Origin of the sequence: Parablautia sp. Marseille-Q6255, assembly GCF_951230155.1 — a bacterium.
Lineage (GTDB): Bacteria > Bacillota > Clostridia > Lachnospirales > Lachnospiraceae > Choladousia.
On the sequence record NZ_CATNVD010000008.1, the window covers coordinates 132,199 to 147,640 of the forward strand.

A 15,442-nucleotide genomic window follows, 5' to 3' on the forward strand; every position below is an offset into this window, starting at 1 on the left:
GGGATAAAGCCATGATGATTCGAGATATGTTTGCGGACGACATCAACCGCAAAATCAATGGTGTAATTAAAGTAGATCAGGCTGCTGACGATGTGATAGAGCAGGAATTAAATGAATATGTCATCACCAGAGAATTGAAGAAACACTTCATTACTTTCTTCAACTATTATGGAGATGCCTTTGACCAGCCGACCGCCGATATGGGCGTTTGGATTTCTGGTTTTTTTGGAAGTGGTAAATCTCACTTCCTGAAAATGCTTTCCTACCTTCTGGAAAATAAAGAGGTAAAAGGTATCCGCAGTGTAGAGCGTTTCCGTAAAAAGTTTGAGGACGATCCGGCAACTTTTATGCTGATTGACCGTGCTACAAAGGGACCGACGGAGACAATTCTGTTCAATATTGATATTGAGGGATTCAGCAATAAAGACAAGACCGCTGTACTTCGTGTTTTTGCAAAGATGTTCTACAATCATCTGGGATTTTACGGAGAAAATCTGAAAGTTGCCATGATGGAGCGTTATATTGATCAGCAGGGCAAGACTGAGGAATTCCGTAGAGTTTTTGAAGAAAAAAAAGGTAAGTCCTGGCTGGAAATGCGCCGTGCCTTTGCTTTCAATGGAAAGTTCATCATCCCGACATTGATGGAAGTTCTGGATATGAGTGAGGACGATGCGCGAGTCTGGTTCAACGATAAAACAGCAACAGAAATTTCTATTGCACAGCTTGTGGAAGATATGAAAGCTTATGTAGATACAAAGCCTGCCAACTTCCGTCTGTTGTTTATGATTGACGAGGTTGGTCAGTATGTGGGAACAGATACAGATATGCTTTTGAATCTCCAGTCTCTGACTGAGAAAATCGGAAGTGAATGCGAAGGCAAGATTTGGGTAATCTGCACCGGACAGGAAGCGATTGATGAAATCATCAAAGTTCGTGCCGATGAGTTCTCCCGTATTCAGGCTCGTTTCAAAACAAGACTGAGCTTATCTTCTTCCTCCGTGGATGAAGTCATCCAGAAACGTATTTTGAAAAAGAAGCCGGAAGCAGCCAAAGACCTGGAAAGGGTTTATGAGCAGAATGATTCTGTTTTGCGTAACCTGTTCAGCTTCAGCGGTTCTATTCTGGACATTAAAGGCTACTCCGGTTCGAGGGAATTTACAGAAAACTTCCCATTCGTGCCGTATCAGTTCATCATCATGCAGAAAGTATTTGCTGAAATCCGTAAGCACGGAAATTCCGGCAAGCACCTGTCCGGTGGAGAGCGTTCCATGTTGTCCGGCTTCCAGGAAGCTGCACAGAAAATTCAGGAGAAGGACGAGTATGCACTTGTGCCGTTCTTCCGCTTTTATGATACCGTACATACTTTCCTGGATGGTTCGATTCGCCGTGTAATTGAGCGTTGCCAGAAAGCTGCCGATAACGGCGATGGCATCGAACAGCAGGATGTGGATGTACTAAAACTTCTGTACTTGATTCGATATATTGATGATATTCCTTCTAATTTGGACAATATCGTTATCCTCATGGCAGACGATATTCGTGTGGATAAGATTATCATGCGTGAAGCTGTCCGTGGATGTCTGGATCGTCTGATGAGCCAGAACTATATTGGCAGAACTGGAGACACTTATAACTTCCTGACGGATGAAGAACAGGACATTCAGCGTGAAATCCGAGATACTAATGTAGATACCGCTTCTATCGTGGAGCGTATCGCCCAAATGATTTACGGCGATATTTTCACGACCAAGAAGTTCCGTTATGGAAAATATGACTTTGCTTTCGACCAGATGGTGGATGGCATTACCGTTGGTGTAGCAACAGGAGGTATGCGTCTGCGCTTCCTGACTGTGGCTACGGATGCTATTGAAAAAACAGATTATCGTTTGATGGCAGAATCCAAAGGCAATGAAGCAATCGTTGTTCTGGAAGATACTCCTTACTATGAATCTCTGGAATCTGCCATGAAAATTCGTAAGTATGTAAAGCAGAGAAATGTAAGCCAGCTTCCAAAAACTGTGCAGAAAATCATCAGTGACCAGCAGGACGAAGCCGGAAAATATGAGCTGAGTGCCGTGAGCGAATTGCAAAATGCTATTGAAGGGGCGCAGTTCTATGTAGACGGTGAGCATTTGGAAATCAAAGCCGGAAATGCCAAGAGCAAGATTGACCAGTCACTTGAATATCTGGTTGCTCATGTATATAGCAAGCTCGACCTGATTACAGATAATGCAGGCAGTGATGCAGATATTATTGCGATTTTGACAGGTGCAGTAACAGCACTCCCGGGTATGGAACCGAACCGTGATGCTGCTTCTGCTATGGAAGAATATCTGGAAATGCAGGATGCGAAAAAACTTCCGACCTCGATGGCAGATGTGCAAAGCAAATATAGTGCAATTCCGTATGGATGGAAAGAAATCGACATTGCTGCGGTTGCGGCACAGTTGATTTATTCTCAGAAAGTGACTATCAAGTATGCAGGCAATACCATTCAGCCGGATGACCCGAAACTGCCGGATATGCTCCGCAAAAAGAGCGAGATCGGTAAGACTTCTATCAGCAAGCGAAAAACCATTTCTGCTACGATGATGCGTGATGCAAAAGCGATGCTCCGAGAGTATTTCGACATCATGGATGTACCGGACGATGAAGATGGCCTGATTCGCTTTGTGACCGAGAAATTCGGTGAACAGCGTGATTACTATACTTCTCTGGATGCCCGTTATGATGGACATAAATACCCGGATCGTGCATTAGTGCAGGAAGCCATTCATCTGATGGATGATGTACTTTCTCAAAAGAAAGACAATATTGCCCTGATTGAGCGTATCCTGAAAAAAGAGGATGCTCTCTTTGATAACAAAGAAGCCATGAGCAACGGTATCGAAAACTTTTTTAAGACTCAGGTAACAGTATTCGACCAAGCAGTGCAGTTTGAGAAATCTCTGTATGATGACCTTGACCGTATTGCGGAAAATGAGGAAGCGCATAAGGCACTGAATACCATTCGTCTGATTACGATGGTTCAGACCGGAAGCAAGTTCAACTATAACCGGATTCGTGAACTGAATCCGTTGATGGATACGGTTCGTATCGCCCATGATAAGATGCTGGAAGAAAAACGCGCCGAGGTTTTGGAAACGGTTCGTCAGTGTATGGAAGCTACCCACACTGCCGCAAACGGCGATTCCAAGGCATCCCATCTGATTGAGAAATCAGATCGGTATTTCAGTCAGTGCAAGGAGAAAATCGCAGAATTAAAGAGCCTTGCCCTTTTGGATGCTATGTTCCTACCGATGTGTCAGTACAAGGATGATACAGTCAGCAATATTGAGTCAGTTCTGGCTCCGCCTGCACCGAAGCCGCCAGTACAGCCGACACAGCCGGGAAAAGAAGCAGCTCCTGTAAAGAAGAAAGTGGTTCGTGCTTATAACCGTCAGGTTGTATTCCAGGCAAAGACCTTACAGACTGAAGCAGATATTGATGATTATGTAGAGAAAATTCGTTCTCAGCTGAAACAGTTGCTGAAAAATTGCGACGAGATCAAATTAAATTGATATTATTTTACGAAAGTCAGTTGTTCCGTGCCTTTGGCACTTCCACAACTGCAGCCGCTATTCGTAATCCGGGCTATTGCCCTACTTACTCATAGCGGCTTGGTTGTCAAATGTCTATACATCCTTGCGTGCAAGCACGCAGTCTGTATAGCCGCTTGACAACACTTTCATCGTAAATTAAGGAGACGAGTATGGATAAGAATGCGATTAAAAAATTTGCTGTCTGGGCAAGAACAGAGCTGATCGCCCGTGTTTCACTAAAAGGTGTGGAATACGGTATCACAGAGGACAATATTGAGGATGCCAATGCGGACAGCATTGGCGGCAAAGTCCTCACTGCCGATGAAAAGAAACAGCGTCAGGCTCTGATTGCCGAGATTAACGATAAAGGATATAAGCAGGTCATGGAGGAGGTTGCCTACACTTGGTTTAACCGATTTTCTGCTTTGCGATTTATGGAAGTCAACGGCTATCTTCCTTCTCATGTGCGTGTATTCACGGACGAGGAAAACAACTTTAAGCCGCAGATTATAACCGAAGCTATTCATCTGGATTTGGATGGATTGGATATGGAAAAGGTCTATGAGCTGAAAGATGCCGAAAAAACCGAAGAACTGTATAAATATCTGCTGATCGTGCAGTGTAACGCCCTGAATAAGATTCTGCCTGGAATGTTCCAGAAGATAGCAGATTACACTGAGCTTCTTCTGCCGGATAATCTACTCCGTGAAGGCAGTGTTATTCAGCAGATGATCGAGCTGATACCGGAGGATGACTGGAAGGATGCGGTTCAGATTATCGGCTGGTTGTATCAGTATTATAACAGCGAGAAAAAAGACGATGTTTTCGCAGCACTGAAAAAGAACGTAAAAATCACAAAAGAAAATATCCCTGCAGCAACCCAGCTTTTCACGCCGGACTGGATTGTTCGCTATATGGTAGAGAACAGCCTTGGGCGTTTATGGCTGGAAGGACACCCAGATGTTAAGAGTCAGCTTCTTCCTACCGAGGAAGAACAGTCTGCTTATGCTGCCGGAAACCGTGATCCGGAAGATACCAAATGGCACTACTATCTGAAAGAAGCTGAGCAGGAGCCGGAAGTGCAGGCACAGCTGGCTGAAATCCGTAAGGAATACGCCGCAATGACACCAAATCAGCTGAAAGTCATTGACCCATGCTCCGGTTCAGGTCATATTCTTGCGTATATGTTTGATGTACTGATGAAGATTTATGAATCCTATGGCTATACCAGCCGTGAAGCGGTGGCAAGCATTGTGGAGAATAATCTTTACGGACTGGATATTGATGACCGTGCGGCACAGCTGGCTTACTTTGCGGTAATGATGAAAGCCCGTCAGTATGATCGCCGCTTCTTCAGCCGTGGCATTCAGCCCCATGTATATGCTATTGTGGAGAGTAATCATATAGATAAATTTGCTGTGGATTATTTCTGTAATGGCGATACGAAGCTCACAGCAGCTATGGACACTATCATCAAAGAACTGTATGATGCAAAGGAATATGGTTCGATTTTGACAGTAACACCGCAGGATTGGTCTGTGCTGTATGACCGTTTTGCTGAGATTACGGAAGATATAAATATGTCCCGTGAAACGGCACTGAGAGAATTATTGCCGTTGGTACAGGTGGCAGAAGCTCTGGCACAGAAATATGATGTGGTTGTGACGAATCCGCCGTATATGGGTGCGTCTGGAATGTCAGGAAAATTATCTTTTTTTGTAAAGAAAAAATATCCAGATACGAAATCGGATATGAGTACAATCATGATGGAACGAACATTAGAAATGAATACGAACCACGGTTATGTTTCCATGATAAACATTCCAGTATGGATGTTCTTGTCTAGTTATGAAAAAATGCGAAATACAATGCTTCGTAACAATATGATTGTTAATATGGTTCACCCAGGACGAGGAATTTTCGGATCGGATTTTGGCACAACAACATTTGTTATATCTAAAACATATATTAAGAACTATGTGGGGCGATATCATAGATTATTTGATAGCCAAGGCGAGGTTCATAGTGTAGAGGAACGTAGGAATGCTTTTTTGCATAGAAAAGGATTACATACTATTCAACAAGAAAATTTTATGAAGATTCCTGGAATGCCAATAGCCTATTGGCTACATCGTCAAATATATGAGATGTATGGAAATTACAAAACCATGACAGAAATAGCTGCTCCTAAAGTTGGTATGCAGACATCGAATAATGATAGATATTTAAGATTATGGCATGAAGTAGATTTTTCTGAATTTAATGGCTCCAGTTATGGACTAAAGTGGATTAAATATTTGAAGGGAGGAGCTTACAGAAAGTGGTACGGTAATTTAGAATATCTTTTGTTTTATAATAAAACACCGGATTTTATATTGCAGCAAAAAAATGCCAGAGTGTTGGATTTGGATTTCCTGAAAAAGAAAAAATGCACATGGACAGATTTAACTATTAGTAAAAATAGTTTCCGTATAGCGCCAGATGATACATTTTATGATATTTCGGGGCATTGTTTCTTTCCAAAAGAAGAAGATCAATTATGGCTTTTGGGGTATGCCAATACATCAATATTTGCAGAATTGCTTAAAGTATTTAATTCTACAATTCATTGTCAAGTTGGAGACGTTGGGAAAATTATTGTACCAGATATTGGAGACCAGAAAAGCAAAGTTTCTGCTTTGGCAGGAGAAAATGTTGATTTTTCAAAAAAAGATTGGGATTCCTTTGAAACTTCGTGGGATTTTCAGTACCACCCACTGCTTCGCAAAGTTTCCATCATTGCCGAAGCATTTGATCAGTGGCAGGCTGAATGCGATAACCGGTTTAATCAGTTAAAAACCAATGAGGAAGAACTGAACCGTATTTTCATTGACATTTACGGTTTACAGGATGAGCTGACACCGGAAGTTGAGGATAAAGACGTGACGGTTCGCAAGGCTGATCTTGGCAGAGATATTCGCTCTTTCATTTCCTATGCGGTTGGCTGTATGTTCGGTCGCTACTCCCTGGATGTAGATGGACTTGCCTATGCAGGCGGCGAATGGGACAACAGCAAGTATGCTTCTTTTGCTGCGGATAAGGATAACATTATCCCAATTTGCGACGATGAATATTTTGAGGATGATATTGTCGGTCTATTCGTTAAGTTTGTGAAAACGGTTTACGGTGCAGATACGCTGGACGAAAACCTGAAATTCATTGCGGATGCTCTCGGCGGCAAGGGTCAGCCGAAGGATGTGATTCGGAATTATTTCCTGAGTGATTTCTATTCTGACCATTGCAAGATGTATCAGAAACGCCCGATTTATTGGCTTTTCGACAGTGGCAAGAAGAACGGTTTCAAGGCATTGATTTATATGCACCGCTATCAACCTGACACCATTGCCCGTATCCGTACCGATTATGTGCATGAACAACAGGCTCGTTATCGCACTGCTATTGCCGATTTGGAACAGCGTATTGCCAATGCTTCCACCAGTGAGCGTGTGAAGTTGAACAAAAAGCTAACCACCTTGCAGGCGCAGGATATGGAAATCAGAACCTACGAAGAAAAGATTCATCACCTTGCCGACCAGATGATTTCCATTGATCTGGACGATGGCGTGAAGAAGAATTATGCAATTTTCCAGGATGTTTTGGCTAAAATAAAGTAAGGAGGGTGGACAATGTTATATACTGTATTTTGTGATGAGAGTTGCCATTTACAAAAGGATAATTCTTCAGTTATGGTTCTTGGGGCAATGTATTGTTTAAGTGAAAAAAGGAAACAAATTTATTCGGATATTCGTGCAATTAAAGAAAAGCATGGTCTGAATAGTCACTTTGAAATTAAATGGACAAAAATTTCGGAATCAAAGATTGAGTTTTATCTGGAATTGCTTGATTATTTCTGGAAAAATAGTGATTTACATTATCGTGGATTAGTAGCAACAGGAAAAGATAAATTGAATCATGCAAAATATAATAACGATGATTATGATCTGTGGTATTATAAAATGTACTTTAGAACGCTTGATCCGATTATTCGACAAGAAAATGAGTATCACATTTTGGTGGATATAAAAGATACAAAGGGTGGTAAGCGTATCCAGAAATTAAAGGAAGTTATGTGTAATAATATTTATGATTTTAATGGAGAAGTAATTACACATATTGGACAGATTAACTCTGCTGAATCGGAGATTTTGCAATTAGCAGATTTGTTGAATGGAGCGTTGGCGTATCATTATAGAAATCTGGAAATTGAAAGTATGGCGAACAAAGGGAAAATTGAGTTTGTAAACGCATTACAGAAAAAAAAGAATATTGATAAATCAACAGCTCGTTATGAATCAAAATTTAATTTATTTGTTTGGGAACCAAGAAAATAGGAGGAAAATACAAATGAAACAGAAATTGACTCCTATTGCTTTTGATAAAACAATGAAACTGTCTGCAATTTTCGATATTTGTCATAACAGATTTAAAGAGACTATTGCGACGAAAGATAGACCACTATTTCAGGGGATGGAAATATATGTGCCTTTAAAATGGATAGAAAGTAAGGCAGAAATATTTTGGCATTCTGCAAGCATAGAGCAGAAAGCAAAACTTGATATAAAACCTTGTATAAATGACCTCTCGTCTGCATTTTGTCCGGAAAATTGTATTTTAGGAACAGATCTAATTACAATGAATAATGGAGATGTTCGCACAAAATGTCTTTATCGTGCATTACGGGTAGGTTGGATCAGAGAAATTATTGAATTGTATAATGAAAATGATGTGCGGGTAAAATATTGGGAAAAAGTAAATTCGAAGAAGAGAAGGCGTTTGTATTTACGTTATCAGGAAGAAGAATTAGATTATCTGATTGTGTTTGAGAAGAAAAGTGAAAAGAGAGTGCAGTTGATAACAGCTTATCCAGTATTTTTTGTAAGTGCCAAGAAAGATTATGAAAAAGATTATCAGAATTACATAAAAGAGATAGAAAAAGAAACAAAATAAAAACCGGTAATCGCAATGCGAAAACCGGATTCTCCTTCTAAACGTGTTAGATGAGTTATCATTATTATATGTGTTGAAGAGAAAAAAGTCAATGTGAAAAGGGAAAATAGTTCTGGTAAAATGAAGAAAAGGATTATACATGATGATAGACGAAAAAATTAAAAATCCGATTATGACGGCAAACCCGATCTGTACTTGGCAGAAGAATTAAGACTGGAATATCAGAAGAAATAATAAAAAGGCTATGCACTGCGTAGCGAATTGAGAGCGAGGTGTTATGATGACCATAGAAGAAATTCTTGCAGGAGAATCGAAGAATGTGGAGTTCAAAGAGAATCTGCCGGAGAAAAGTATCAAATATATGAAGTCTGTGGTTGCCTTTGCAAATGGAACCGGAGGAAAAATTATTTTTGGAATTGCCGATAAAACCAGAGAAGCTGTTGGTTTTGACAAAGAAGATGTGTTCAGGAAAATGGATGCCATTGCCAATGCCGTATCAGACAGCTGTGAACCGGCAATCATCCCGGATATTACTTTACAAACGGTTGATGGCAAGACTGTTATTGTGGTAGAGGTTTCAGAGGGCAGACAGCGCCCATATTATATCAAGGCTCTTGGCAGAGATGGCGGTGTATATGTCCGTGTTGCCGGAACTACCCGCCTTGCTGATGAGTATATGATAAAAGAATTATTGTTTGAGGGAAGCAATCGTTACTACGATCAAGCTTTATGTACTGGATTAAATGTTACAGATGAAGATATTGATGCCCTTTGCAAAGCTATGAAAGAGCAGGCTGTCAGAAATGCTTGTACAGAGGAACAGAAAGCATCGATTAAAGATGTAGGCAGACAGCAGTTGCGCTCCTGGGGCATTTTGCTTGAGCGTGATGGAAAAGATTATCCGTCTAATGCTTTTGCTATTTTGACTGGCAACGGAGGACTTCATGTTGCAACGCAATGTGGTGTGTTCAAAGGTACAACGAAAGCAGTATTTGTTGACCGTAGAGAATATACCGGTCCGCTTTGGGAGCAGATAGACGAAGCATTTCAGTTTGTTTTGAGAAATATTCATTTGGGTGCTACTATTGTGGGAATTTATCGCCAGGACGTTTATGAGATTCCACCGGATGCCATTCGTGAGTTGATTATTAATGCTATGGTACATCGTAGTTATCTGGATCATGGTACGATACAGGTGGCGGTATATGATAACCGATTAGAAATTACTTCCCCAGGAAAGCTGCCAATGGGACAAACGATGGAGCGTATGAAAGAAGGCTATTCTAAAATCAGAAATGAAGCTCTTGCGCATGCGTTTGCTTACATGAACCTGATTGAGCATTGGGGAAGCGGTATTCCGAGAATTATTGATAAAGTAAAAGCTTCCGGACTGCGGGAGCCAGAGTTTATTGGTGGCGAAGTTGATTTGCGTATCAATATTTATCGAGGTCAGATTGATACAAATAACGCCAATGGCGTTGAAAATGGCACTAATGGCGTTGATTGTGGCGGCAATGATGGCATTAATGGCGCTGAAGTGCCGCTTAATAAGGAACAGACGCGGATAGAAAAATTGTTGCAGATTATAGAGAAAAATCCGTCTGCAACACAGGCATATTATGCGGAAGAAATGGGTATATCGAAAAGAACGGTTTCTCGAATGTTTGCTTCTTTACAGGAAAAAGGTAGATTGGTGCAGAACGGAACAAAGCGAAAATCAAATTGGGAAATTATAAGGTAGGAGGACAGCATGGATACAGACAAAATAATACAAGATTTAAATCGCAGGTTTGCTGAACCTCTGTCTGAGTTTTATCAGCGTCGTATCATTTTCTGGTACGATGAAGATAAGGAATTTGAGGATAAACTGGATGAAGTGGTTTTGGAAAATGCAAAGGTGATTGCACTGACTGGAAATAATGCGTTTTCTGTAAAAAAACTGCTTTCAGTAGATGATTTGACTACAAATTATCTGGTTTACAGTCCGTGTGTCTATAATCGCCCTGATGATAACTGGCTTCTGGATGTGGAGCTTTACAGCGAAGAGTTTCGGGCAGATCTGATTTCTATCTGGATGGATGAGATGGGACTTATATCAAATCCGGCAATGAGGAAACAGGTTAAAAATTATCGTGCTTACTTCAATGCGAAAGACCGTCGTTTGAAAGTTAGTACACAGAATAAAGTTCCGGAAACACCGGCCCAGTTACACATGGCTGTCATGGCGGCAATCTGTGGATTGAAAGATGCACAGCCTAATATGATTCTCCGTAGTGTGTTCCAGGCGGGACTTGATTTGAATAATAACACGGTTTATCAGGATTTTGTAAAATATCATGCAGACGCAGCATTTTGGGCGATGGTTCGTCAGGGATGCGGATTTGTGGAGGAAGAACCAGACCTTGGGCGGTTAGCAATTCATCTGCTTTTAACTGCAGCGACCCGTACCATGCGGCAGGAATATCTTGCCGGACTGGACGGTTTTATTTCCATGCCACATCAGGCATATTGCTATGATTTTATTTCTGAATGGCTTCATAGTGACAACATTCAGCAATTATATGATGTGGCACGTTATGTTGAGGATGAAGCTCGTCTGCATCAGCGCTTTGAAAAGCTGGCAGTAGAGGATTTGGTAGGAACAGAATGCTTCCCGTGTATTAATGAAGTGATTCTGACAAAGCTAATGACAGAGATCAGTGACCATATCATTGATGTGGATACCATTACGAATACCGTTGAAAAAAGGAGAACTTGTGTATGGTATGAGCCATTTGAGTTTTTTTATGACGGTATCTTACAAGTGGCGAATATGCAAAGCTTCTTTAAGGAACATTCTGCCGGATTCCATACCGCAGAAGCGAAAAGTATCTGGAAAGAATATACAGAAAGTTACTATCAGATGGACACTTATTACCGTTTGTTTCATCTTAGTTTTCAAAAGAGTTTGGAGACTTCCAATATTCTGCTGGATGATCTGTTCAAGCACGTTGTCGATAAAGTGGAAGGACTCTATACTCATTGGTTTTTAGGGGAATTAGGGAATAACTGGTCTGATGTGTGTGCGGATGAACTGGAAACTTACGGTAAAGTTCTGGAAGTACCGCAGCAGGAAGATTTTTACCGTTCCCGCATTCAGACTTCGGATACGAAAGTATTTGTAATTATCTCAGATGCCATGCGTTATGAAGTGGCGGCTATGATGGCAGATCAGCTTCAGAGAGAAACACAAAGCAAGGTTTCTATCAGCAGTATGCAGAGTATCTTTCCTTCTATTACAAAGTTTGGTATGGCAGCATTGTTGCCGCATAAAGAATTGACGGTAGAGGTTCGAAATGATATTTTGACAGTTCTGGCGGACGGACAGTCTACGGCAAGTACGTATAGAGATAAGGTTCTGAAAACAGAAGATTCGGCAAGTGTGGCCTTAAAGTACAATGACATTATTGCTATGAAGCGAGCGGAAAGAAGTGCTTTGGTGAAAGGGATGGATGTGGTCTATATTTACCACGATACCATTGATGAAGCCAGCCACACTTCGGATACTGCTGTTTTTGCTGCGTGTGACAAGGCAATTTCAGAATTGAAGAACCTTGTGCGTATCATTGTAAATGAATTTGGCGGAACGAACATCTTAATTACGGCAGATCACGGATTTCTTTATACATACAGTCCTTTGAAGGAAGAGGATAAAGTGGATAAAAGAGGCTTTTTTGATGTGGATGTAACAAACTCTGACATTACAAAAAAAGAAAGTATCAAGCGATGTGTGGAATATGGCAGAAGATATGCAATTATGCAGAAGGGGGTGCAACCAGATTACTTGATGCCTGTAAAATTCTTGGGCGGAAATACGGAATTCGATGGATTTGCACCGAGAGAAAGTATTCGTATCAAAATGAATGGCGGCGGTATGAATTTTGTGCATGGTGGTATCAGTTTGCAAGAAATGGTTGTTCCAGTGATTGAGTACCATTATCTCCGTAATGATTCTATGGAATATAAGCGGAATAAGCAGAAATATGATACCAAGCCGGTTACGGTCAATTTACTGTCCGCAAACCGTAAAATCAGCAATATGATTTTTTCATTGAACTTCTATCAAAAAGATGCGGTCAGTACAAACCGTGAAGCAGCAACCTATCAGGTTTACTTTACAGATGAGGATGGCAAGCAGATTAGTGATATTCAGAAGATTATTGCAGATAAGACCAGTGATAACGGTGCAGAAAGAACTTTCCGCTGTCAGTTTAATCTGAAATCTCTGAAATATAGCAATACTGCTACTTATTATCTGGTAATTGCAGATGAACAGGGATTACAGATGCCACAGCGGGAGCCATTCCAGATTGACATCGCCTTTGCGGTGGACGAGTTTGATTTTTTTAGTTAATGCCGCAGAAGGAGAGAAAGATGGAGCAATTTACAGAGGGTAAAGGCACCCGTGAAGAAATAAAGAACAAGCTCCGTCAGAACTTTGACGGTAAGATTGTTCGTAAAGATCTGACAAAGAAAATTAAAGAAGGGGCGAATGTCCCAGTGTATGTTCTTGAGTTTTTGTTGGGACAGTATTGCAGTTCAGATGATGAGAATGTTATAGAGAAAGGCGTACAGAATGTGAAGCGTATTCTTGCTGACAACTTTGTACGCCCGGATGAATCACAGAAGATTCTGTCTCAGTTGCGTAAAAAAGGTAGTCACACGATCATTGATATGGTGACTGTTCGACTGGATATGAAAAAGGATTGCTTTTTTGCAGAGTTTTCTAATTTGGGTGTTGGTAATGTACCGATTGCCGATGAATATCCGGAAAAATTTGATCGCCTGCTCTGCGGCGGTATCTGGTGCATTGTTCAGCTGGATTATGAGGTTGAAGGCGATAATAACTTTGGTATTGAGGACATTGATGGAAATCCACTTCGTTCCAAACAGAAAAAGCAGAAAGATATTTCACCAATCAGTATTCGTAAGCTGACACCAATCCAGATGCCGCACATTGATATTGATGAACTGAAGCAGGGACGAAAAGCTTTTACGAAAGATGAATGGCTGGATATTCTTCTTCGTTCTATCGGCATGGAGCCAGATGAATTTACATACCGGGAGAAATGGCTGCTCCTGACCCGTATGATTCCGTTAGTTGAGAATAACTTTAATCTTTGTGAGCTTGGACCGAGAAGTACCGGTAAATCTCACCTTTACAAAGAAATTTCACCCAACAGTATTTTGATTTCCGGTGGACAGACAACGGTTGCAAACTTATTTTACAATATGGGACGCAAAACGGTCGGACTGGTCGGCTTATGGGACTGTGTAGCCTTTGATGAAGTGGCAGGTATCAAGTTTAAAGATAAAGATGGCATTCAGATTATGAAGGATTACATGGCATCCGGCTCTTTTGCCCGTGGCAAAGAAGAAAAGGCTGCTACTGCGTCGATGGTTTTTGTTGGAAACATCAATCAGAGTGTGGATGTTCTGTTGAAAACCTCCAGTTTGTTTGCACCTTTCCCACAGGAAATGGGAACAGATACAGCATTTCTTGATCGTATGCACTGTTATCTTCCAGGATGGGAGATACCGAAGTTCAGGCCGGAGCATTTTACTAATGATTATGGTTTTATTAGTGACTATTTGGCAGAGTTCATCCGAGAACTTCGCAAGGAGCAGTATGGAGATGCACTTGATCACTACTTCCGTCTGGGGAGAAATCTGAATCAGCGTGATACAATTGCAGTTCGTCGTATGATAGACGGTTATCTGAAGTTGATGTACCCAAATGGTGAGTTTACCAAAGAAGAACTGGAAGAAATTATTAAAATTGCATTGGAAATGCGTCGCCGTGTCAAGGAGCAATTGAAGAAACTGGGCGGTATGGAATTTTATGATGTGAACTTCTCTTATATAGATTTAGAAGATATGTCAGAACATTATGTTTCCGTACCAGAACAGGGTGGCGGTAAGCTGATACCGGATGGAATGTGTAATCCGGGACAGATTTATACCGTATCCAGAGGAAAAAGCGGCATGATTGGTGTATTCCGTTTGGAAAGCCAGATGCTTCCGGGCAATGGCAAAATTGAACGGAGCGGATTAGGCAGTGATTCTAAATGTAAGGAAGCGGTGAACACGGCATTTAATTATCTGAAAGCCAACGGCAATCGGATCAGTGGCGCTATCAGCACTTCAACCAAAGACTATATCATCAACTATCAGGATTTACAGGGAATTGGTATGACAGACAAATTGGCACTTCCAACATTGATTGCACTTTGTTCGATTGCCCTGGGAAAGCCTGTTGTCAGCAACTTGGCAGTGTTGGGAGATATAACAATTAGTGGCACAATGATAAAGGCGGATGAACTTGCCAATACACTTCAAGTGTGCTTGGATAGCGGCGCAAAGAAGGTGCTGATTCCGAGTATATCATTTGTTGATTTCGCAAGTGTTCCGGCTGATCTGATGAGTGCATTTCAGCTGATTCCGTATCAGAGTGCGGAAGATGCGGTGTTTAAGTCATTGGGGGGAGAATGATTGAAGAAAGACTTAATTGAACTTATAGATTCACGAAAAGAAATAGAAAAGATGTTTCATCCGTTTGATGGCGGCAGGGGAACATCATTTGAACGGATCAGTGATGTGCGTGAATTTCAAAATTGGCTTCAAGAAATAAAATTGGAATTACAGGGAATTTATGATCGAACTCATGACACTTTTGTATGGGAAGTCTCATGTAGAGAATGAGATGTCTAAAATGAACCTGCCAGAAACTGTACCTGCTGTGGTATAAACCAGAAGTCGTTGTCGTAAAATGTGGTCAAATCAAGAAAATCGAGTGCGAAAGCAAGTGAAAAATCCCTGTGAAGCCTGTAAAATCA

At 41.1% G+C, this 15,442-nt stretch carries 8 protein-coding genes; all 8 read left to right on the top strand.

Features of this window, described 5'->3' with window-relative positions; genetic code table 11:
• Positions 1-11 precede the first annotated feature (11 nt).
• The 8 genes from brxC to QOX44_RS07745 all read left to right on the top strand — a co-directional run bounded on the left by brxC (position 12) and on the right by QOX44_RS07745 (position 15,308).
• Positions 12-3,560 (top strand): BREX system P-loop protein BrxC, encoded by a 3,549-nt coding sequence (gene brxC, locus QOX44_RS07710; RefSeq protein WP_283682455.1) that lies wholly within the window; start codon positions 12-14, stop codon positions 3,558-3,560.
• A 191-nt stretch (positions 3,561-3,751) separates the two neighbouring features.
• Positions 3,752-7,234 (top strand): BREX-1 system adenine-specific DNA-methyltransferase PglX, encoded by a 3,483-nt coding sequence (gene pglX / locus QOX44_RS07715; RefSeq protein WP_283682456.1) that lies wholly within the window; start codon positions 3,752-3,754, stop codon positions 7,232-7,234.
• A 12-nt stretch (positions 7,235-7,246) separates the two neighbouring features.
• Positions 7,247-7,951 (top strand): DUF3800 domain-containing protein, encoded by a 705-nt coding sequence (locus tag QOX44_RS07720; RefSeq protein WP_283682457.1) that lies wholly within the window; start codon positions 7,247-7,249, stop codon positions 7,949-7,951.
• Positions 7,952-7,964: 13 nt separating this feature from the next.
• Positions 7,965-8,567 (top strand): hypothetical protein, encoded by a 603-nt coding sequence (locus QOX44_RS07725; RefSeq protein WP_283682459.1) that lies wholly within the window; start codon positions 7,965-7,967, stop codon positions 8,565-8,567.
• A 280-nt stretch (positions 8,568-8,847) separates the two neighbouring features.
• Positions 8,848-10,308 (top strand): ATP-binding protein, encoded by a 1,461-nt coding sequence (locus tag QOX44_RS07730; protein ID WP_283682489.1) that lies wholly within the window; start codon positions 8,848-8,850, stop codon positions 10,306-10,308.
• 9 nt (positions 10,309-10,317) lie between these two features.
• Positions 10,318-12,960 (top strand): BREX-1 system phosphatase PglZ type A, encoded by a 2,643-nt coding sequence (gene pglZ, locus QOX44_RS07735; protein WP_283682460.1) that lies wholly within the window; start codon positions 10,318-10,320, stop codon positions 12,958-12,960.
• A 20-nt stretch (positions 12,961-12,980) separates the two neighbouring features.
• On the top strand, positions 12,981-15,098 hold the full coding sequence (gene brxL, locus QOX44_RS07740; RefSeq protein WP_283682461.1) for a protease Lon-related BREX system protein BrxL: 2,118 nt from the start codon (positions 12,981-12,983) through the stop codon (positions 15,096-15,098).
• Positions 15,099-15,308, top strand: a complete 210-nt coding sequence (locus QOX44_RS07745) for a hypothetical protein (protein WP_283682463.1) — start codon at positions 15,099-15,101, stop codon at positions 15,306-15,308. It abuts the gene before it with no gap.
• Positions 15,309-15,442 lie beyond the last annotated feature (134 nt).

What these genes read in the sequence shown, in the direction of transcription:
- brxC (WP_283682455.1), top strand. Translation starts at nt 12, where the DNA reads ATGATGATTCGAGATATGTTTGCGGACGACATCAACCGCAAAATCAAT.
- pglX (WP_283682456.1), top strand. Translation starts at nt 3,752, where the DNA reads ATGGATAAGAATGCGATTAAAAAATTTGCTGTCTGGGCAAGAACAGAG.
- QOX44_RS07720 (WP_283682457.1), top strand. Translation starts at nt 7,247, where the DNA reads ATGTTATATACTGTATTTTGTGATGAGAGTTGCCATTTACAAAAGGAT.
- QOX44_RS07725 (WP_283682459.1), top strand. Translation starts at nt 7,965, where the DNA reads ATGAAACAGAAATTGACTCCTATTGCTTTTGATAAAACAATGAAACTG.
- QOX44_RS07730 (WP_283682489.1), top strand. Translation starts at nt 8,848, where the DNA reads ATGACCATAGAAGAAATTCTTGCAGGAGAATCGAAGAATGTGGAGTTC.
- pglZ (WP_283682460.1), top strand. Translation starts at nt 10,318, where the DNA reads ATGGATACAGACAAAATAATACAAGATTTAAATCGCAGGTTTGCTGAA.
- brxL (WP_283682461.1), top strand. Translation starts at nt 12,981, where the DNA reads ATGGAGCAATTTACAGAGGGTAAAGGCACCCGTGAAGAAATAAAGAAC.